Annotated in this window: 20 protein-coding genes; 10 read left to right on the top strand and 10 right to left on the bottom strand. The window is 34.8% G+C overall.

Annotated elements, in window-relative coordinates; genetic code table 11:
- Positions 1-17 precede the first annotated feature (17 nt).
- Positions 18-479, bottom strand: a complete 462-nt coding sequence (locus Fsol_RS01780; RefSeq protein ID WP_108673189.1) for a hypothetical protein — start codon at positions 477-479, stop codon at positions 18-20.
- A 222-nt stretch (positions 480-701) separates the two neighbouring features.
- On the opposite strand from Fsol_RS01780, the gene Fsol_RS01775 reads away from it, so the two are divergent.
- Both Fsol_RS01775 and Fsol_RS01770 read left to right on the top strand, forming a co-directional pair.
- Positions 702-1,172 carry a hypothetical protein gene (locus tag Fsol_RS01775; RefSeq protein ID WP_145958110.1) on the top strand — a complete coding sequence of 157 codons (471 nt, stop codon included), beginning with the start codon at positions 702-704 and terminating at the stop codon, positions 1,170-1,172.
- Positions 1,173-1,685: 513 nt separating this feature from the next.
- Positions 1,686-1,994: a hypothetical protein gene (locus tag Fsol_RS01770; protein ID WP_145958109.1), complete on the top strand. Its 309-nt coding sequence runs from the start codon at positions 1,686-1,688 to the stop codon at positions 1,992-1,994.
- A gap of 158 nt (positions 1,995-2,152) precedes the next feature.
- Here Fsol_RS01770 and Fsol_RS03765 read toward each other — a convergent pair whose 3' ends face one another.
- The 5 genes from Fsol_RS03765 to Fsol_RS01750 all read right to left on the bottom strand — a co-directional run bounded on the left by Fsol_RS03765 (position 2,153) and on the right by Fsol_RS01750 (position 8,087).
- Positions 2,153-2,290, bottom strand: a complete 138-nt coding sequence (locus tag Fsol_RS03765; RefSeq protein ID WP_158521610.1) for a hypothetical protein — start codon at positions 2,288-2,290, stop codon at positions 2,153-2,155.
- A 136-nt stretch (positions 2,291-2,426) separates the two neighbouring features.
- Positions 2,427-3,377, bottom strand: a complete 951-nt coding sequence (locus Fsol_RS01765) for a hypothetical protein (RefSeq protein ID WP_108673186.1) — start codon at positions 3,375-3,377, stop codon at positions 2,427-2,429.
- Between the two features lie 582 nt (positions 3,378-3,959).
- A complete protein-coding gene (locus tag Fsol_RS01760; RefSeq protein ID WP_108673185.1) occupies positions 3,960-4,901 on the bottom strand; it encodes a fructose-bisphosphatase class II family protein in 942 nt (313 codons plus the stop codon).
- 15 nt (positions 4,902-4,916) lie between these two features.
- Complete coding sequence (recA, locus tag Fsol_RS01755; RefSeq protein ID WP_108673184.1) at positions 4,917-6,002, bottom strand: recombinase RecA; 1,086 nt, start codon at positions 6,000-6,002, stop codon at positions 4,917-4,919.
- Between the two features lie 159 nt (positions 6,003-6,161).
- Positions 6,162-8,087 carry a DUF3857 domain-containing protein gene (locus Fsol_RS01750; RefSeq protein WP_108673183.1) on the bottom strand — a complete coding sequence of 642 codons (1,926 nt, stop codon included), beginning with the start codon at positions 8,085-8,087 and terminating at the stop codon, positions 6,162-6,164.
- 58 nt (positions 8,088-8,145) lie between these two features.
- Here Fsol_RS01750 and Fsol_RS01745 point away from each other — a divergent pair, with 58 nt between their 5' ends.
- The 3 genes from Fsol_RS01745 to truA all read left to right on the top strand — a co-directional run bounded on the left by Fsol_RS01745 (position 8,146) and on the right by truA (position 10,890).
- Positions 8,146-8,499, top strand: coding sequence for a DUF167 domain-containing protein (locus tag Fsol_RS01745; RefSeq protein ID WP_199405099.1), 354 nt, complete (start codon positions 8,146-8,148; stop codon positions 8,497-8,499).
- A 70-nt stretch (positions 8,500-8,569) separates the two neighbouring features.
- A complete protein-coding gene (locus tag Fsol_RS01740; RefSeq protein WP_108673182.1) occupies positions 8,570-9,550 on the top strand; it encodes an ABC transporter substrate-binding protein in 981 nt (326 codons plus the stop codon).
- Positions 9,551-10,128: 578 nt separating this feature from the next.
- Positions 10,129-10,890 (top strand): tRNA pseudouridine(38-40) synthase TruA, encoded by a 762-nt coding sequence (truA, locus tag Fsol_RS01730; RefSeq protein WP_108673180.1) that lies wholly within the window; start codon positions 10,129-10,131, stop codon positions 10,888-10,890.
- 144 nt (positions 10,891-11,034) lie between these two features.
- Here truA and smpB read toward each other — a convergent pair whose 3' ends face one another.
- Together smpB and Fsol_RS01720 are read right to left on the bottom strand one after the other, a co-directional pair.
- On the bottom strand, positions 11,035-11,493 hold the full coding sequence (gene smpB, locus Fsol_RS01725) for an SsrA-binding protein SmpB (RefSeq protein WP_108673179.1): 459 nt from the start codon (positions 11,491-11,493) through the stop codon (positions 11,035-11,037).
- Entirely contained in the window at positions 11,483-12,040 is a 558-nt protein-coding gene (locus tag Fsol_RS01720) for a CvpA family protein (RefSeq protein ID WP_158521609.1), read from the bottom strand. The genes smpB and Fsol_RS01720 overlap by 11 nt, the downstream gene beginning before the upstream one ends.
- A 157-nt stretch (positions 12,041-12,197) precedes the next feature.
- On the opposite strand from Fsol_RS01720, the gene Fsol_RS01715 reads away from it, so the two are divergent.
- The 3 genes from Fsol_RS01715 to nusG all read left to right on the top strand — a co-directional run bounded on the left by Fsol_RS01715 (position 12,198) and on the right by nusG (position 13,940).
- Positions 12,198-12,878 (top strand): HAD family hydrolase, encoded by a 681-nt coding sequence (locus tag Fsol_RS01715; protein ID WP_108673177.1) that lies wholly within the window; start codon positions 12,198-12,200, stop codon positions 12,876-12,878.
- Between the two features lie 101 nt (positions 12,879-12,979).
- On the top strand, positions 12,980-13,537 hold the full coding sequence (locus Fsol_RS01710) for an LOG family protein (RefSeq protein WP_108673176.1): 558 nt from the start codon (positions 12,980-12,982) through the stop codon (positions 13,535-13,537).
- A 34-nt stretch (positions 13,538-13,571) separates the two neighbouring features.
- On the top strand, positions 13,572-13,940 hold the full coding sequence (nusG, locus tag Fsol_RS01705; protein ID WP_108673175.1) for a transcription termination/antitermination protein NusG: 369 nt from the start codon (positions 13,572-13,574) through the stop codon (positions 13,938-13,940).
- A 292-nt stretch (positions 13,941-14,232) separates the two neighbouring features.
- Here the strand turns inward: nusG and prfB are convergent.
- Both prfB and Fsol_RS01695 read right to left on the bottom strand, forming a co-directional pair.
- Positions 14,233-15,355 (bottom strand): peptide chain release factor 2 gene (gene prfB, locus Fsol_RS01700; protein WP_199405098.1). Its coding sequence is split into 2 segments (ribosomal slippage): positions 14,233-15,276 and positions 15,278-15,355, totalling 1,122 coding nucleotides; the frame shifts between segments, so codons are not numbered across the junction.
- A 15-nt stretch (positions 15,356-15,370) separates the two neighbouring features.
- On the bottom strand, positions 15,371-15,886 hold the full coding sequence (locus tag Fsol_RS01695) for an inorganic diphosphatase (protein WP_108673173.1): 516 nt from the start codon (positions 15,884-15,886) through the stop codon (positions 15,371-15,373).
- 98 nt (positions 15,887-15,984) lie between these two features.
- Here Fsol_RS01695 and Fsol_RS01690 point away from each other — a divergent pair, with 98 nt between their 5' ends.
- Together Fsol_RS01690 and Fsol_RS01685 are read left to right on the top strand one after the other, a co-directional pair.
- Positions 15,985-18,180 (top strand): DNA translocase FtsK, encoded by a 2,196-nt coding sequence (locus Fsol_RS01690; RefSeq protein ID WP_233485222.1) that lies wholly within the window; start codon positions 15,985-15,987, stop codon positions 18,178-18,180.
- A gap of 183 nt (positions 18,181-18,363) precedes the next feature.
- A complete protein-coding gene (locus tag Fsol_RS01685; RefSeq protein WP_108673172.1) occupies positions 18,364-19,866 on the top strand; it encodes an NTP/NDP exchange transporter in 1,503 nt (500 codons plus the stop codon).
- Positions 19,867-20,840 lie beyond the last annotated feature (974 nt).

Genomic DNA, 20,840 nt, shown 5'->3' with positions numbered 1-20,840 from the left:
ACAACAAAAGAAACATATTAGTAAAAATCCGCATCTGAGCCACCATCATCGTTCTCATCTATACCATTGCATTGCTGCTGTTGAGATTGAGCATCTGCATCACACTCTCGAGACACTTCAAGCGGCGCTGCTGTCGTTAATAATAATTGCATCTCCATAACAAATAACTCCATGCTAATTCCGTGAATTATCTTATTATAAAATGGAGAATACCGAATATTTTCAGGAATTATCTGAGAATGTCCGTACATTATTTTCCATAATGCAAAAAGATTATGCTGAAGATCATTATCTTCTAACTCATGCTTGAACTTATCTTCTATCTCAAAAGCATCTGCATCTTCTTTTTTTTCTAGAAGATAAAGCAGCATATCGATACTTCTCTTGGAGATATATTCGCATCGTTTTTTTATTTCATTATGTATCAGCGTCTCAAGATCATTTTGAGTACCATTTTGAGTATCGTTTTTAGCTATCATAAGAGCATTAAAAGATTTGCATGTAATAAGAAGAGTAACAGCTATAATATGAAAAAGAAAATCATACTATTGTAGTTTATATTAAAAGCGGCAGATACACTTATGTCATCTTTTGTTAATATTTCTTCTCTTATTTTATTACAAAATAAGAGTGAGATGCTTGTTAATATAATAAATAACTTCTATTATTATAAATATTAGTAAATATGTAATAGAAAGTTAATGCGCGCAAAACGTTTGTTTTCTAGTAGCAAAATGGTGGAAGAGATGAGGAAAAGTATTCAAGGTAGAAGAATGATAGCAGAAATAGAGAAAAATATTCAAAATAAAAACATAAAGAACTTTCTTCATAGTAGAGCTCTCTCATTTAATAAAGAATTTCGAAAATTGCAATTTGTGCGAGGTTTATTGCAATTTGCAAGAAATTGTGAAATTGATATACATTTTGCAGCACTTGAGGAAATATCTTCTATTAAGCAAACAGCTGGTGAAGCAATAGATATGATTGACGATATATATGCTGATCCGGATGCAGTACAGCGTTATTCACACGATAGTGCTTCCTCTGCTGCATCGTCGTCGCAATTCAGTACGATAAAATGTCGCACAGAGGAGGTATATACATTTCTCTTAAGATATCAGCAGCACCTTATGGCAAAATATCCACGCATAAGCAGTAGGTGTAATTTGTGAGGTTGTAAGATTTCAGCAGTATTTTAGTTGAGAGACGTTCTCTTTATAATTGTCAGTGAGAAAAAGAAGAGGTAAAGAAAATAGTCACAAAAACTTTACCTTTTCGTATGTGATATAAGAACTATTAAACTTATGCCATCAAAATGAACGTATAGTTTATCATTGAGTGCGTAAAAAAATTCTTCTGCAAAAACACGATTCTTAATATTCTTAGCTATTGCTATGATAGTTGTCAGTACAAAGAAGAGTGTCCTTAGACTCGTCGTGAGTATAACTTGAAATAATCTCAAGAATATATAATAAGAATATTAAACGATATATCGAAGCTAGAACATATGCGGCGTATGGTCATTCTAAAAATTCCAATATATAAATAGCACTAAAAAACTCTTAAAGAGAAGTGACAACTGTATAAGTGACATTGCATCGCATTTCCGCATTCGTATTGCATTTTATTCTTCGTATCTCATTTTCCATAATTTAAATTATCATACTGGCTAAAATATTCTTAATGTGAGTCGTGTAATTTACTTCTTGAAAAAAAATCATAGTAATAACTCTTTTATTATGGATTTCGATTTCGACCCTTTAGACGCTCAAGCGTTCGCTGATGCATTTGATCCTTTCGATTTAGATGATGTCAATATAAACGCTCAAGTGCTCGATAATTTAAATATGAGAGATGTACTAGTTATGTCTGCTATTGCGACAGCTATAATGGAGAGTTCATTACTATGGTATTGGCTGTTTTATGATAGCAACACTACAGCTAACATCACAGAATATAGTGAAGAAATTACACCTACACCAAGCGACTTGTAAAGTCATCTTAAAAGCAATGCATTATTTAGTTGAGTAATTCATATACTGGTATGATAACGTATCCGTTTCAGACTACATGAACGACGCTATGTTATCAGATCAGATACTATTCAGATGTTTTTTTTCTCGATAGAGTATCAACTCTAATGCTTGCTTTTTTATTTGCCGAAGTACTCGCACGCTGTATCTATAGCATTAAGTTTTTCCGCTTGTAATATAGCTTTAATAGCAAGATCCGCACCATAACTATCTGCCAATTCGATTAAAGATTCAGTCTTCCCTCCATATGGAAGCATATTATAAGTTGCTTTAGCAATATCTTCTTGATGTTTCTTTAATCGCTGCCTTCTCCTTAAAAGAGTGGCTGCATCCTCTCCGAAAAGCTGTCACGTTTTACCTCTTTACTCGCTATAAAAGGCCAATAGAAGGCTTTTATGTATTCTCCATAGAATCGGAAGAGATATTGTCCGTATTAGCTGCAGTAGTAGAAGGCTCCTCTTTTATTTTAGGCTCTTTCTTATATACTTCCCTATATATCTCTTTATAAACTTCATCATCGCCATCATAATCTTCTAGTACATCATTTTTGAAGAATGCACTTTTTTCGAAGAATGCTTTTTTTTCTTCGTCGGTAAATATTGGATTTTGCAGAAGAGTAGTCTTTAGTTCTTCTATGGTATACTCATCTCTATTTTTCAATTCATTATCTATTATTTTCTCTAACGTGTCTGGACTTGATAAGAAGAGAAGGTACATCAGCACCATCGATTCTGTATTCGATATCTGATCTTTAGGCATTTTGCGCTTTTTTACATATTGTAATAAATTCTGATGTACTAAACTCATGTAGGCCGCTATACAGAAAGCGTCGCGTTTTGTAAATCCATTGCAAAAATACACCATCATCTCGCGGCTGCTCAAATTCATACGGCCAATCATCTCCATAAGGGCAGTCATCTCCATAAGGGCAGTCATCTCCCAAGCCTCGTGTTCTGCAAGTCCATTTCTATGTAAATACTTCTTCATCTCTATTTTACTCATACCGAACTCTGCAATACAGCCTATCCAATTAGCTTGTCCTGCAAATAGAATACTCTCCTTTCTTCTTACCATTTTTAAATAAGGGGCCCACCTCCTTGCTAGTATCATAAGCGCCTTAGCATTCTCCCTAGTGACATTATCTATACCATGTTGGTACAAATAATAATTCACTGTTTCATAAGCATCTATTTGTTTTTTCAATTTCAGCAGCTCTTTAGTACTGAAAAGTGGCGGCTCTTGTCTCCCTACATTAGATTGTATTCTACCCTTTGCTGAAGCTATAGTAATCGGTTGAAGTAGTGCAACTACGACTGTCACCAGAATCCAGTTATAATATTTCATTACAGAGAAGTACCGAGAAATAGAGATACGAGAAACTTTTTACCGACTCTCTTATATAAGAAAGCGCTTAAGTATTCAAGAAATTGCAACACAATCCGTTCTATCCATTTCTTTACTCTGTCTCTTCACGTCTTTTTATATGCTTTATCAGTAAAATCTCGTGCATTTCATAGCGAATTTTCTAAAATTTTCTCGATACCGTTCTTTAGTTTTTTCGTCACCATTGCATAACTTTCTTTCACGCATAATCTATGAAAGTGGTATAAGCTTAATTCTTACTTCGGTACTTACCTCTCTTCTTCTTCGCTTCTTTTTTTAGCGCCAAATAATTCGAAATCTTGTTCAGATAGCGATTCATAATGCAATAAGTATCGGCTATATATTCGCTGACATCTATTACATCACTAACGAACTATTCTATGATATCGCACTCATCAGTAATATAATCAGTCAAGTTTTTGCTATTTTACTAAGATCAGAAAATTACAAGTGCATTCAGTTTGTATTCTATAACTTATATGTGAAGCAGATAAGTACTGTTTCAACAGGATTATCTTTCAACTCTCTTCGCATCTTGAATTTCTACTTCGCGCGCTTTTTAATCTGTATTTTCATCATTTTAGAGGTAGCTACTTCAATCACAATTGATTCAGTAATAACGTTCTCGCCTTCAAATATCACACCTTTCATCATTGCGTTATCTGTAATTCCAGTAGCGATAAACACAGCACTTTCATCTTTTGATAAATCACTAAGTGTCATATTTCGATATTGTTTTAACAGCGCTTTATCGATTTCAGTCTCAGATGAAATGTCGTGAAGCATTTTAGCGTGCATCACTCCACCTAGTCCTTTTATAGCAGCAGCAGATATTACACCTTCAGGTGCACCTCCTACACCAACATATATATCAATATCAAAATCTGGCATAACAGCCATAATCGAAGCAAGCACATCTCCATCGTCTATTAAAGACACTGTAACATCCATCTCTCTGAGTAATTTTATAATACCATGATGCCGCTTTCTATTCAGAATACATACGCACAATTCGGAAATTTTTTTCCCTTTACTAGTAGCGACGATAGATAAAATATCCTCTAAAGAGGTATCGGCATCTACTTCATGAGGTATAGCATCATTTACTGCATACACGATTTTATACATATACACATCATCTGCTTCCAAAAGACCGCCTATATCAGAAACAGCGACTACTGAAATAGCGCCATTTTTATTGCCTGCACAACAATCAGTACACTCTAATGGATCAACAGCAACATCGCAGCATAATTCTCCTTCATCAATACCTAACACCTCTCCTCGAAACAGCATTGGTGCATTGTCTCTTACCCCCTCTCCTATTATCACCCTCGATCTAAAACTCAATCCGTTTAGATATGCGCGCATTTCATCCACAGCAGCGGCATCTGATGCCTTGCTGTCGCCTTTTCCTCTACTCTTAGCTGCAGCAATAGCAGCTCGGACGGTAGCTTCTAAGAAATACTGATAATCAACTCTCACTACAGTAAAGAAAAATTATCCTTCGAGATCGCTTAAGTTTGCCTCATCTGCATGCTCCTCTACTTCACGTAAGGATACTGTTTGATTTTGAGAGGTAGCTGCCATTATTTTAGCAGTAATCTCTTCCGCTACTGCGCTGTTCTCTTTAAGATATCTTTTTGCATTTTCGCGTCCTTGCCCTATCTTCACTCCGTTATAAGAATACCAAGTTCCAGCTTTTTCCACGATACTCATATCCGCGCCAATATCTACTAACTCACCTACTTTAGATATACCTTCGCCATATATTATGTCAAATTCTGCTATCCTAAACGGAGAAGAAAGTTTATTCTTCACGACTTTAACTTTTACTCTATTACCGACAAATTCTTCTTTATCTTTTATCGATTCAGATTTTCTCACTTCCAACCTAATCGAAGAATAAAATTTTAGCGCATTACCACCAGTAGTTGTCTCAGGATTGCCAAAAGAGATTCCTATTTTCATTCTAATCTGATTGATAAAAATAAGAGTGCACTTACTCTTTGATATTACACCTGTAAGTTTTCTCAAAGCTTGACTCATTAAACGTGCTTGTAATCCCATATGCTGATCTCCCATCTCACCTTCTATCTCAGCTTTAGGTACCAAAGCCGCCACACTATCAACTACTATAATATCAACAGAGCCAGAACGTGTTAACGTATCTACGATCTCCAATGCCTGTTCTCCATAATCGGGCTGAGAAACGACTAAATTCTCAACATCTACTCCGATTCTTGAGGCGTAAGATCTATCGAAAGCATGTTCTGCGTCTATAAAAGCTGCAACACCATTTCTTTTTTGCACTTCAGCTACAGCTTGCAGCGCAATGGTAGTTTTTCCAGAGCTTTCTAATCCGTAAATTTCGATTATCCTACCTTTTGGAAAGCCGCCATTTCCGAGTGCTATATCTAATCCTATAGATCCACTCGGAAAAGTTTCTACAAATTCTTGTCTCTCTTCGCCAAGCACCATTATTGCTCCTGAACCATGCGCTTTTTTTATAGCAGATATTGCTGTTTTCAATGCAATATCGCGCCCTTCTTGATTATTAGAGTCCTTTTTGAAAGTAGTAGTCATTTTCCTGATATAAGAGTAAGTAAATTTCAACAAACTTTATAACATTTTTCTCTTGAGAATTCTACTTATTACGGCACTTCTTAAGATGATACTATTTCCTTACATAATGTTCAGCTTTTCTCAATTTACCAAGGAAATAAAGGACGTTTAGAACAATTTCTATTGTTTAGCGTTAAATATTAATACCACTTCTGCATGTTTTCGTAACTCTTCTTGCATATCACGAAAGCTTTTAGAGTGCATTTCTTTCGGAGTGATGATTTTTCTTAATACGTGTAACTCTCTCTGTATTTCTAAATCTTTTCCATTTGATTTTACCGATTGTTTAGCTATTAACCACGGAGAAGTGATCTGAAAATTCAAAATTTGCAGATTCTCTGCACTCATATTGAGAAACAGCTTTTTTGAAAAAATAGAATAAGGTGAATGCACAAACAAGCTACTCACTCTATCATCAAAAACACTTATGTATTGCTCGAACTCTGACCACTGTATAGAAGCACCAAAGCCCATATTCGTTATAGAGTAAGCATTAGGAATGATATAACTATACTTAATAGGGATAGTTTTCACATTTCTAGAAGTAAGGGAAGGAATATGGATAGCTTTCTTTTTAAGAGAAGAATAGTCTGTTGTTTCACCTACACCCTCTACTATTATATAAAACAATGCACGTTCTATAGCGTTTCTAGGATATAGTAGCTCTGCTCCTGTAAATGGTATTGCATTCTCTCCACACACCTCTATCTTTCCCTCTTCATGTACCTCTCTCTTCTCCTTATTCAATAACTCTACTTTCGATTCTATCTTCGTTACTGCATGTGTATAATCTACTTCCGGTATATTATCTACTATTGCACCTCCTTCCTTCAATACTATCGCTCCTCTTCCGCTGATATCACTAAATATACCATCTGCCATGCTGATAAAGTTTGTTGGATCTATCCAGTATACTTTACCGCCCTCCTTTACTCGTACTATCGCATGATTGCATTCATACATCAGTGCTTCTCCTCCGCTACTACTGCCACTCTGATATATCTTTCCTCGATGCACTAATGCCACATTCACTTCCATCCCCATCTTTCTTAAGATTGCTGCGACACAAGAAGAAAATTCTTTACAATCTGCAACCCCTGTATCAGCAACTTTTTTCAAGCTACGAGGAAATACTTTTCCTTCTACTTCTCGCCAATCTCCCATATATCTCACTTTTTCATTTAGTAACGAGGTAATTACGTTAAGCTTCGTGATAATATCGGTGCATTTCATAGCTTGTGTTTTTATCTCCTGAAGCAATGGAGGTAACTCCTCCGATATAACGCCTTCAAATCTTGGAGTAAATGAATTACCGAATTCTTGCGAATTTTCAAATGATGAAAAGAATGCTGCTGGATAATTTTCTATGCTAATATAAGAATCATTCTCTTCCGTAACACGTATGATAACAGGCTTTTTAAGCGTAAGTGTAATATTTTTCGCCCTCTTAGATTTCTCATCTAAATCGCTTTTTATCGCGAAGTAATTATCCGGATCATTGACAGAAAATCTTAACGGAATTTCTGAATGCAAGTTCATTTTGAATTTTTCAGTATAAACAGAACCTAAAAACAGCGAATTGATGTAATGATTCAAGTGTACAGGCTTGAAGATGCTTTTCTTATATTTCAAAAATAACTTACTCCCTACCTTTACATTAGGAAATGACACAATGACTTGAATAACATCATCAAATCCTATGGTACTACTTGCCAATGGCTTAATTTCTATCGAATCTTTGGACACTTCATAAGATTCTTTACCATTTATAACTTTCGCCTCTAAAATCTCTATCTTGCTAGAATTTTCTCCATATAACAAAGTATATGTTCCGTATTCTTTCCGCGCCCTTTCATTTACAATCTCATATTCTTCAGTTGTTTGCACTTCTGCTTTACCGTCAGCAGCAACATGTATATCAACATTCCATAACTTACATTTTACGTGCACATCTTCAACTGATTCCCATCTAGCGTACGCAACATTCGAAAGAAGCGTAAGGTATAAGATAGCTGATAAAATATAAGAAAAAAATCTACTCTCCATTTCAAATACGATAAATAGATTAGAACAGATGTATTGGCACTAACTTATAAAAACAAGTGTGTTTTGCAAAAATTTCTTCCATCTTCCAAAAAACAAGGTTTTACATGCTTCATACTGGAAAGCGAGGTATAATTCTCGTAAAGTACGCCTGTATCATATTTTAAAAATATGTAAAGTGATAATAGAGGTAAAAGTGATAGTAAATGCTTCTAAGAATGAAGTTGTAGGATTTGAGCAAGATCTTTTTGGCAATAAAACATTAAAAATTAAAGTCAATGCAGTCCCTCAAAATGGCAAAGCAAATGATGCACTTATCAGATTACTAGCGACTTATTTCAATATTTCAAAAGGTGATATAACTATTATAAAAGGAATAACTTCAAGAACAAAATTGATAAAAATAACAAAGTAGATCGAATAAGTACTTGAAACTATCTTATATAAGGCTATAATTGCCTTCTTTTTAAAGTTTTGCCAAATCCGTGGCTAAGAAAGCTTTTCTTTTTATTCTTGCCAGTGCGACACTAATTTCAGTAGTGTACATTCTACTCCATACAAGAAGTAGTACAGTTATCGGTATCGCTAGTTATGGCATGCATAGCTCTTTAGATGAGATAACAGATGAAATCTTTAAAGCAATTGCAAAAGAAAATAGAGAAGGAGAAAGGAAGATCACATATAAAGTAGAATATGCAAATTTTGATCAATTGCTAATTCCTCAAGTAGTAGCATATCTGCATTCACTCAGACCAGAAGTGATGATTGCAATCACTACTCCGGTGGCGCAAAGTGCAAAGCGCATGGTAAGAGATATACCAGTAATATTTACAGCAGTAAATGATCCGGTAAAGGCTGGTATATTGACAGATGCTAAACATCCTTTACGTAATGTCACTGGCGTTTCTGAAAAACAGAATCTTAGCTTCATGTTAGATTTCGTGAAAAAAATCATGCCAAATGCGCATAGAGTCGGAATGTTGTATAGCACCGGAGAAGCGAGTGATTCTCATCTCCTGGATGAAATGAAGAGTGCGTCTATGAATAGCAATTTCGAATTAGTGTCTTACCCTGTACATTCAGCACAGGATATACAAATGCAATTACAAAAATTCAAAAATAAGATCGATTTCCTATACGTTGGCACAAGTGGAGTGATACAACCTGCCATACCAATAATTGCGCAAGAATGTCAAAAGTTAGGTATACCGATAATAAATTCTGATAATAAAGCAGTAGTAGACGGATACGCATTAGCTAGCTTTGGCATTAATTACAGAAATATAGGACTTAAAACAGCGCAACTTGCTTTAAGCATTTTAAAAAATAAGAATGGTAACTTTCCTCCATTACAGCCGGAGATGAAAGATTATACTTCATATATCAGCGAGAAACAGATGAAAATTTTCAAGATCAATCAAGATCTTCTTCCTGAGAGTACGATATTTATTACGGACTTAGGCTAGTTACTATCGCTTTAAAGTTAAGCATTTTTAGAATTCTAGTGTAAAGTTATCACTAACTTTTTGCGCACTGAAGCAGAAGTATATCTCTACAAGTAATGCGGATTTTAACGCGCTCTCATCACAACAAGATATATGTCGTTACCTTCAGTACAAAGAAAATAAAGCTTTACTGATGCCTCTAAAGTTTCGCTATTCTTACTTTAATCTCTTCATGAAAAGTAGAAACGAAGCTATTCAGATGTATCAAATCACTGTACGCAATACTGTGAAAATTTCTCTTATTTTGGTTAATTCCTTACTGTTCATTATACCATTCAATTATACTTCTAAAAAAACAAAAATTCTTCAATTAGCACTACTCTCACCTACTTCGGTATCTTCATGCGAGATCCATATATTTCTCCTGCTATCTTATTGTAATGTTGCAATTTATACCCTTATTGTAAAAATAATCTGAAAAACTTATTTCAAATAGCAATATGCTTCATACTATCAAGAAAAGATCAAAATCTGTTATAATCTAAAGTACATAGATTATTTCGAAAATCAGATTAAAAAAAAACATACCGCAATATACCATGCTATATAGATACAAGATGAAGTTAGAATATGATGGCACCAAATTTATAGGATGGCAAAAACAACCATCTTCTCATGGTATAAGTGTGCAACAAAAATTAGAAGATACTCTTTTAGCTGTTCTTTCGAAAAATATATCATTATTTGTTGCTGGACGTACTGATAGCGGAGTACACGCTATCAACCAAGTGGCGCATTTTGATACTGATATACTTTTAAAGCTGAAAAAAATTTGCACAACTCTAAACTATTTTTTAAAAAACACAGGTATAATAGTACTCAGTATAGAGAATGTTGATCTTTCTTTTGATGCAAGACTTTCTGCTAAACAACGCATATATTGCTATAATATATTGAATCGCGATGCACCTACCGCATTATTTTACGGAAGAGTATGGCATATTTTTAACCTTGAGTTAAATGTATCTGCAATGATGGAAGCAGCCACTATACTTGTAGGCACTCACGACTTTACCGCTTTTCGCTCTCCAAGATGCCAAGCAAAATCTCCTATAAGGACTATCGATTACATCAACATCTCAGAATCTAACTTTCCGCTAGAAAAAACTATTAGTATAGAATTTGGCGCAAAATCTTTTTTACATAATCAAGTCAGATTACTAGTAGGAGGATTGTTCTGTGTAGGTGCAGGAAAGTGGGATATTACAAAATTGCTCACAGTTTTAGAGAGTAAATCAAGGAAAGAATGTCACGTGATGGCGCCGCCACATGGATTATATCTTAAAAAGATACTCTATTAACTAGAATGAAGTCATCATCGATATAAAGAAAACACTATCGCAAAAAATCATCAAATACGACATTCGATCGCGACATACAATCTAAGAGGTACGCCGCCTCAAAAAAGATATCTATATGATAAACTAACCATCAAAAGATTCGGATTATTCTTGATTACTCACATCTCTTCTCATTTCTCTCTCAATCTCTCTTTTCTTTATAGACTCTCTTTTATCATAGTTTGTTTTTCCTTTGCATACTCCTATCGCTACCTTTATCAAACTTCTTTCGTTCAAATACATTTCCAACGGTATTATAGTAAAGTGATTTTTTTTCATTTTACCTATGATTCGATTAATTTCTCTTTTATGTAGCAATAATTTTTTCGGCCGTCTCGAATCTAATAGAAATGCGGTTGTACATTCATATTGAGGTATATGCAAATTTAGCAAAAATAATTCTCCTTTTATTAAACTTCCATATGATTCACTTAATGATGTCTTATTCTTACGAAGTGACTTAACTTCACTACCACGCAGCGCTATACCCGCTTCATAAGTACTATCTACGGTATAATTATGATATGCTTTTCTGTTCTTTGATATATTAAGTTTATATGTCATCTTTTTGAGATCCAATTTTTAAGATATCATCTGCCATTTGATGTGGCATCATCAAAAATACTACATCATGTGATTTATCTATCACAAAAAACACATTACTTACAATGAAAAATTCCGACATCTCGTCCTTCGCTTTATGATACTCTTTCTTTGAATAAGCGGCATATATAGCATATACTACGATCAATCCGACGGTACATATTACCACTCCTCTTCCAATACCAAACACTAATCCTAGCGATTTATCCAAAATATTACCTGAAATAGGCTTTAACGCACTAACCACAAATAGATTGAATACCCCTATAATCATCAATAATCCGAACAATACACCAATGTACCCTATAGCAAATACTACTACATCAGAATGAAATCTTTCTCTTAAAAAAGGCTCAACAAATGGATATCCTACATAAGTCAAGAATACAGACAAAAACCATCCTGCAAAACTCAATGCGGAGGCTATAAAACCACGACTCCACCCTGCAAATACAGATACTACTATTACGAATACTGCTATGCAATCGAATACATATACCGGATTCACGCGCAAAAACTAATTTTTAGTAGATCGTAACATACATGTACTAGAAATCATATACTCAATTTGATTATCCGCTAAATCTCAAGTAAATGTATTTTATATCTTGATATTATAGAAATTGATAAGCACAATAAGGGGTTATTATGATTTACAAAGATGAATGAATAAAGTTGTAATATTTGACTTTGATGGAGTGATAGTCAATAGCGAGATAGTGGTAGCGAAAATTAATCAAAAAAAGCTCGACAATCTGCCATTTGATGAAATACAAAACGCTCAAGCAAAACAGATACTTGGAAGTCTCTTCGGTCAGCATTTTCAAAGTATCACAGCACTACTAGAAGAACATGGATTGTCTTTACCAGAACATTTCACAAAAGAATGGCTAAGCGAAATGAGTAAAGCCGTAACAGAAGAATCACAACCGCTTATACTAAACGTGATAAAAGCATTGCATAATGGTAATATTCTAAAATGCATCGCCTCTAATAATAATTTCAGTACGATCGAGAAAATACTGGAAAATACCGGACAAAGCGAATTCTTTGACAAAGGTAAAATCTTCACGGCAGAAGACGTAGCGAGACCGAAACCATTTCCGGATTTATTCTTACACGCTATAAAACAGCATGATACAGAGCCACAATATTGCGTTGTTATAGAAGATAGTGTACCTGGCATTAGTGCAGCGCTTGCCGCTAAGGTACCAGTACTCGCATTCGTCGGAGGGTGTCACGCAAAAAGAAATGAGTACTTAGAAAAAATAAAAGAAATGAACGTTCCTATAGTGCACTCTGAAAATGAACTACTTCAGAAACTACAAACAATGGGCTTTTTATAATCGACTCCGCGAAATTCTTACAATTATCTATCACTATCACACATTTTATTGCGCTTTCACGTTATGTGTAATACAATCTACAAAAGTTTTTTGTAGTTCATATGATAAAAAGTATCGGGATCTTTTGTGGTGCAAGATCTGGAACAGGAGATTTTGTAGATCTTGCCGTTAGAGTGGCAACATATCTTTGTGAACTCGATATTACTATCGTTTATGGTGGAGGCAATAGAGGTCTGATGGGTGTTATCGCTGATACTGCACTTAGTTTAGGTGGTAGAGTAGTAGGTATCTTTCCGGAAATATCTCTCATAGAATCTGAGAGACATACTGGTATTTCGGAAACAATCTTGACTCCTTGCCTTTTCTCGAGAAAACATATGATAATAGAACGTTCTGATGCTTTTCTTACACTACCTGGAGGATATGGTACATTGGACGAATTTTTCGAAATTGTTGTAGCGAAGAAACTTGGCTTACACTCAAAACCACTTCTTTTACTCAATCATAAAAATTTCTGGAAAGGTATAGTAGAACAAGGAGAGGAGATAGGACTATGCGAATTAGATAGTTCAGGAATGTCTTCGTGTCATTATACAGTAGTGAACAATGCAGATGAGATGCGAGAATTAATAGTCGATATCAATAATCAGAAGTACTAAGAATACCGTATACTGATAAATCAGAAAAAAAGAGATGGTGAAAAGAGCACTTCCTGGATACGTTTTTCTCAAGATTTCTAAGATATCCGATGAATTGATAAAATTTCTCAGAGATACTAATCATGTTTCAGGCTTCTTAGGAGGTTCGTCGCCATCTCCAATTACAGAAGAGGAAGTACAAACGATGTTGAATTCAGTACAAAGTAAGAGAGAAATGCTTGATGCTATACCGGAGTTTTGTATTGGAGATAATGTTAGTATTGTAGAAGGAGCATTTGAGGGCTTTTTAGGGATAGTGCAATCTGTAGATAAAGAAAAATCTACACTTGGTGTAACACTATCAATATTTGGAAGAGAAAATTTAGTATCCGTAAGCTTTATGCAAGCTAAGAAAGGTAAGTAAGATCTGTGTAGAAATTTTGAGAAAGCAATTATATCTATCTCATTTTTGTTATGTATGTGAGAGTTGAGTAATCTAGATCTTTAGTAGTAGAAAAGAATCATATACAAGTACTGATGTCATTACCGACTACACTATTGTCAATTACTCATCGTTTATGGAAGAATATAAGTGCTTTCATGAAGATAAGATAAGTTTATACCAATCTGTTGTTAAGCACCAAAGTATCAGAAGGCACCTAATCAAATATACGTTAAGTAAAATGCGATATTAAAAGAATATTTTCCATTAAACCTTACTTTTTCTTTTCACACTCTTCACTTGAGATCATATGACGCAGAGTATGCTTTATAAAATCGTCTATACTACCATCAAGCACACTCTGTGCATCTCCTTCATGATAACCTGTTCTTAAGTCCTTCACCATCTGATATGGATGTAAAACGTATGAACGTATTTGAGACCCCCATCCTATTTGTAATTTATCTTCTTCCATACTGTTTTTAGCTTCACTTCTCCGTTTCAATTCTAATGCATATAACTTAGATCTTAAGACTCTCATGCATTCTTCTTTATTCTTATGTTGAGATCTATTATTTTGACACTGCACAGTGATACCACTAGGAAGATGCACAATCCTCACCGCACTATCGGTAGTATTGACATGCTGCCCCCCTGCTCCTGATGATCTATAAGTATCAATACGTAACTCAGATTCATTAATATCTATACTAAAATCGTCATCAATCAAAGGCACAACAGTAACACTTGCAAAACTTGTATGTCTCTTCCTCTCCTTATTAAAAGGTGAAATTCTAACTAACCTATGTACTCCATTTTCCGTCTTAAGTAAGCCATACGCCATTTTCCCTTCTATTTTCACAGTTACAGATTTTATTCCTGCTTCTTCTCCATGCAGCATATAAGAGATGGAAGAAGAATAACGTTTACTCTCTGACCATCTTGAATACATTCTCAGCAACATCTCCGCCCAGTCATCGCTTTCCGTGCCACCTGCGCCAGAATGAATTTCTAATATACAATTGCCATAATCCTGCTCATCTCTAAAAAGAGTAGCTACTTCTATGTCACGGGAAAATTTCTGTATTCTGCAAAGTTCTTTGTAAACTTCCTCATCAACTTCATCTTCACGGCATTCAGCAGCAAGCGCTGTCATCACCTCAAACTCATCTACTATGCTCTTGTAGTTATCCACATATTCAACAAGTACACTACGTCTTCGCAATAATGAAGAGGCAAGCTTTGTATCACTCCATAAGTCCTGAGATTGTATCTTCTCATCAAGCTCTTCTAATTCTTTCGCGATATTATTGACTTCAAAGAAATCTTTGAATTACACCTATCGATTCCGCTATTAACTCCTGCAATCTTTTTGCGCTTATAAATTCTGAAGACATCGAAATTATTAATAATTACATAAATTTTTGAGGGCCGTATTTTTGTAAGCAATCTTCGATAATTCGAAACGCTTCGTTAGAATCTCTCCATCCTAGAACCTTCACCCATTTTCCGTCTTTTTTCTCCATATCCTTGTAATGTGTAAAGAAATGTTCTATCTGTTCCAGTAATTCAGCATTGAGAGATAAATAAGAATCTACATGAGACATCATTTTATCTATTTTTTTTGATGGCACTAATAATATCTTGTCATCAATTCCTTTCTCATCTTCCATACGCATTACTCCTATTACTCTCCCTTTTATTACAATACCGTTAGAAATATCGGAAGAAGACATCAGTAAAGCATCCAATGGATCTCCATCCTCTCCTTTTACTTCCGTAAAAAAACCATAAGAAACAGGAAATACCATACTAGTAGGAAGTATTCTATCTAATCTCAAGCATCTGTAATCAGCATCAAATTCATATTTTACATTACTTCCTCGTTTAATTTCGATCATGATATCGAATTCCTTTGCGTCATTCATATAAGTTTTTGATTTATCTTAGCCATTGTATTGTTGCTACTTATAATTTAATCAAGTAAACAGTACATGCAATAGCTGCATTCAAAAAGTTAATAATCATGAACTTTACGGACAAGCTCATAGTATACGGATTTCTACTTCTAACTGTATCTATCACAATATTCGGAATCGATTTCTGGATGCATGATCATGAATCTTTTCTCTATGTATCGTCAAAAAATCAGCATACGCATGCTACCGTCACTTACCTCAATCTCGCAGCTACATCAATACTCGAATTTTCCTTTCAAGCGTTTGGTATCATATCGTTCACAATACCACTGTTCTTCTTATTTCATAATATAAAAAGGCTATTGAATGGTAATGCGCTGATTAGAGATTACAATCTCTCAGCATTATTCATTTTATTACCTCTAGCCTGTACCTGCACTACATATATCTTTGAAAAAATTGCTTTATTTCCTGCTATTGAAGACACAATGCCGTCGTATAAGATGAATATAAAGTATTATTATGGAGGATATCTCGGATTCTACTTATTGCATCTTTTAGGTAGTACCTTTCCATTTCATGCAGTAGGTGTTATCTTTCTTTTATTTAGTATCGTAGTTCTATTTATAGCATTTTCCATACGAATAAGAGTTCTGGCAATACTAAAATACATATTATCCTTATGCGGCAAAAAGAAAGAAAACTTCACTCCTGAAAAAGGTGAACTGAAAAAGGTAACATTCAGCAATAGAAAAATCGAATTTTCTCAAAAACAGAAGGATAAAACGAATTTCAGTAAGATACCGCCTCTCATTCTTCTAGAGGATAATTCATATAAAAGCCTCGATGATGAAGATCGATCAGATGATTTGATGCACATCCTTCATGACTTCGGTATTCAAGGAAAAATAGTATCTAAAGCAAAAGGCCCTCTCGTAACATTATATGAACTTGAACCATCTGCAGGGACAAAAGCTTCAAGAGTTATAGGATTAGCCGAAGATATAGCAAGATCCATGAAATGTGAATCTGCAAGAATTTCCATAATATCGGAAAATAATGCACTAGGTATAGAACTACCTAATAAAGTACGCGATCTCGTCTCATTAAGAATGCTATTAGCGCACTACAGTTATACTCATACGGAAGCGAAAATACCACTCATTCTCGGTCAAACAATCTCAGGTGCACCTCATGTAGCCGATCTTGCTGCTATGCCGCATCTGTTGATGGCAGGTACTACAGGCTCCGGAAAATCGGTAGCAGTAAACAATATGATACTTTCAATTCTGTATAAATATACTCCGGAAGAGTGTAAGTTTATCATGATAGACCCTAAGATGCTTGAACTCTCTGTCTATAGAGACATCCCTCATCTTGCAATGCCTGTTGTAACAGATCCGAGAGTCGCAGTAGAAGCCTTAAGATGGGCAATTAACGAGATGGAAAGAAGATATAGAATGATGTCGCTTCTAGGCGTAAGAAATATAACGGCATATAACGATATGATAGATCGCACTACTTCAGACGAAATAGTCAAACACATGCAAGTCGGATTCGATGAAGAGAGTAAAAATCCAATTTTTGAAAAAGTATCATTCAAGAAAGAGAAAATTCCGTATATCGTCATCATAGTAGATGAGATGGCAGATCTAATGCTAGTTGCAGGTAAGGAAGTAGAAGAATGTATACAACGCTTAGCACAGATGGCACGCGCATCTGGCATGCATATCATAATGGCAACTCAGAGACCTTCTGTAGATGTAGTAACGGGAATTATAAAAGCTAATTTTCCAACTAGAATAAGTTTTCAAGTCGCTTCTAAAATAGACAGTAGAACTATTATAGGAGAGAATGGTGCTGAACAACTACTAGGAAGAGGAGATATGCTATACGTTATACCAGGAAAGAAGGCCACTCGCATACATGCACCGTTTGTGAATGATAAAGATGTTGAAAAAGTTGCGGACTTTCTTCGTAGCATAGGAAGACCTGCTTACTACACGGAAAATGAAAGCTATAGTACAAGTAATTCAAAAGAAAACACGCATAATCAAAGTAATTACTTTCAAAATTACAATGCTCATTCTCACGGCGAACATATTCAAAATGAAGATGAGAAACTATATCGCGATGCAGTACAAATGGTTATCAAAGAAAATCGCGTAAGTATCAGCTATGTTCAGAGATTTTTTAGAATAGGATACAATAAAGCTGCAAGTATAGTGGAAAGAATGGAAAAAGAAGGTATCGTTACCTCTCCTAGTCACTCTGGTAAAAGGGAAGTAATAGGGAAAAATTGACGTAATTTTAAAATGCTTCAATCTTTTACGAGTAATTTCGCTACGTGTTTTCACTTGTACTTACGATAAGATACTCTACTTCAATTGATATAACGATTTCATAAAGGCTATCATAAAACTCACTGTGGATGACAATAGATACTTGACTCATGGTAAAATTATGATACATTTCGGTCAAAACACATGAAGGTACCAATAATAAAACGACTATCGTCTATAGCAGGAGAATCCGCTAGTACTCTGAAAAATATCTCAAAGAAGTTGTATGTAACTACGCGTGGATTCAACTTTAAACACCTCTTCGTACGATTCTTCTCTCTTAACGCAATAGAGGGGAAAAAACTTCTTTTAAGCGGTTTTCTCTTTGCAATGCTGATAGGCTCATACTCCGTCGTACATGAATTGCAAAATATCGTATTCTCTGCATTGGTCGGAGTAAAAAACGTACCATTAGCAAAACTCACGACATTAGGATTACTATTTCCGTGGATTTTTATAGATGCTTACCTCGCTGATAGAGTAAGACGAATATCACTTCTGAAGTTATACATATGCATGTGGATCGCTCTTGGACTGCTACTTTTATTCGTAGTGCCGTTCGATAAGATGAATGCTGAGTCATTACCATTTCTTACTTTCAGAGAAAAGGCGGCATCTTGGACATTTTTCATGTTCTCTGAAGGATATATGGTATTTTTGGTGAGTACATTTTGGGCTTTCGTAAACTCTATTAATAATCCTAAAAGCTCGGAAAGAATATACGGATTTATAGTATCTTGCTCTAAAATTGGAGGAATGATATCAGTATACGTAGCGCATTGCATCATGAAAGGGTTTTTTGATCAAATGCTTGGATGCACAACTGATATACAGAAAATAAAGCTCGTCATAACGTATGCTATTACGATGCTCTTTACGGCACTTATCACTCTATTGATTGCAACAAAACTTTTCAAAAGAAATGTTTTCGAGGGATATCTCGGTACTTCTATACTTTCTGAAAAAATTTCTAAAACAGGCATCTTTTTAGGAGTAAGACTCATCTTACACAATAGGTATGTACTTGGAATATTTGGATTAATTTTCTGCTTGGAATTAATAACAGAATTTGTAAGTTTCCAAAGAATCATATTACTCGTTAGCTCAAGCATAAAACTTAAAAGTACTGGCTCTATCAATTCAGTGAGTCAAATAGCGAGTGGTTCTTATATTCAAATTTTATACATGCATTTTGTAGGCTTTTTACTTTCCATATTTCTAACAAATGGTGTGATGAGAACGCTAGGTACAGCAAAGGCTTTGTTGATAATGCCTCTGATAACAGCAGTACTACTAGGATTTTACATATTCAACGCACATTTTATTATATACGCTTATGTCATACTACATGCTTTAAGCTATAGCTTAAATACTCCTATTAGAGAGAGTTTATACATTATTACTTCGCGCGATATACAACTAAAATCAAAGTTTGTTCTTGATGCATTCGCAATTAAAGGCGCTAAAGCAATTACAAATATATTCAACTACTTCAGCTCGAACATAGCAACTAAAGTCGGTACATTTTTAGTCTTGCTAAGCAATGATATATTCATCTCTATCGCATGCGCTTTATGGATATTTATCGCATATAAGATGGGCGCCAAGTACTCTACATCAATAAAAGACAATAGAATTATAACATAAATTGCTCTTTGAATAGTTATAAGCATCATATTTCTGAGAAACTTTAAACTCTTCCACTATGCTGAAATTTTTATCTTCGTACTAATAGCCGAAAGACTTAGAATCACGTTTAAGTAAAGAGATTCATTATACTTTGAAGAAAAATACTGAAGAGAATCAAAAAAAACGTATCGGAAATGATTGATAAACAACTATCTCTACCGCTTCGCTTTAATATTTTAATATATCGTACTCTTAGTATACTAATATACATTAGCTTCCGTTTTTATCTTTTTTAAGAGAATCTGCATTTTATAATTGCTTTTTTAATAATTAATGCTCTATAGCATCACACAGAAAAGTATATTTTTTTTCTTTTGCATTTTCACTTTGATGGAAGTACTGCTCTCGTATATGAGAAAATTCACTATTCTTCAATATTCAATACATTTATAAGAATAAAATTTCTCCCTTAAATTATAAAAGAAAATAAATAATTTACTATTATACCTTGTTCTTATATAAAAATGATATTAAGATAGTAGTATATTATTAATCAAATCAATATCATTAATATGTCATATTTACATAACGATATGGAAGCACATCATCATTTCCTCCACAGTCATCCGCATTTAGCACACTTCATGTACCAACATCCTCACTTGGCGGCTCATGCAGCTCATTTCATGCATAATCACCCTCATTTAGCTCATTTCCTCCACAGTCATCCGCACTTGGCGCACTTCATGTACCAACATCCTCACTTGGCGGCTCATGCAGCTCATTTCATGCATAACCATCCTCATTTAGCTCATTTCCTCCACAGTCATCCGCACTTGGCGAACTTCATGTACAACATCCTCACTTGGCGGCTCATGCGCTCTTCATGCATAACCATCCTCATGCGGCTCACTTCGCCACAGTCATACGCATTTAGCGAAATTCATGTACCAACATCATAACTTGGCGGTCATGCGCTCATTTATCCATAA

Source organism: Candidatus Fokinia solitaria (genome assembly GCF_003072485.1).
GTDB lineage: Bacteria > Pseudomonadota > Alphaproteobacteria > Rickettsiales > Midichloriaceae > Fokinia > Fokinia solitaria.
Note: the sequence above shows the minus strand (reverse complement) of the source record. Positions and strands in the feature narration are given on the sequence as shown.

Bases quoted from the DNA above. Each gene is read 5' to 3' on its own strand.
- Fsol_RS01780 (WP_108673189.1), bottom strand. From the start codon at position 479: ATGATAGCTAAAAACGATACTCAAAATGGTACTCAAAATGATCTTGAG.
- Fsol_RS01775 (WP_145958110.1), top strand. From the start codon at position 702: ATGCGCGCAAAACGTTTGTTTTCTAGTAGCAAAATGGTGGAAGAGATG.
- Fsol_RS03765 (WP_158521610.1), bottom strand. From the start codon at position 2,290: ATGCTTCCATATGGAGGGAAGACTGAATCTTTAATCGAATTGGCAGAT.
- Fsol_RS01765 (WP_108673186.1), bottom strand. From the start codon at position 3,377: ATGAAATATTATAACTGGATTCTGGTGACAGTCGTAGTTGCACTACTT.
- recA (WP_108673184.1), bottom strand. From the start codon at position 6,002: ATGACTACTACTTTCAAAAAGGACTCTAATAATCAAGAAGGGCGCGAT.
- Fsol_RS01750 (WP_108673183.1), bottom strand. From the start codon at position 8,087: ATGGAGAGTAGATTTTTTTCTTATATTTTATCAGCTATCTTATACCTT.
- truA (WP_108673180.1), top strand. From the start codon at position 10,129: ATGCTATATAGATACAAGATGAAGTTAGAATATGATGGCACCAAATTT.
- smpB (WP_108673179.1), bottom strand. From the start codon at position 11,493: ATGACATATAAACTTAATATATCAAAGAACAGAAAAGCATATCATAAT.
- Fsol_RS01715 (WP_108673177.1), top strand. From the start codon at position 12,198: ATGAATAAAGTTGTAATATTTGACTTTGATGGAGTGATAGTCAATAGC.
- Fsol_RS01710 (WP_108673176.1), top strand. From the start codon at position 12,980: ATGATAAAAAGTATCGGGATCTTTTGTGGTGCAAGATCTGGAACAGGA.
- nusG (WP_108673175.1), top strand. From the start codon at position 13,572: ATGGTGAAAAGAGCACTTCCTGGATACGTTTTTCTCAAGATTTCTAAG.
- Fsol_RS01695 (WP_108673173.1), bottom strand. From the start codon at position 15,886: ATGAATGACGCAAAGGAATTCGATATCATGATCGAAATTAAACGAGGA.
- Fsol_RS01690 (WP_233485222.1), top strand. From the start codon at position 15,985: ATGAACTTTACGGACAAGCTCATAGTATACGGATTTCTACTTCTAACT.
- Fsol_RS01685 (WP_108673172.1), top strand. From the start codon at position 18,364: ATGAAGGTACCAATAATAAAACGACTATCGTCTATAGCAGGAGAATCC.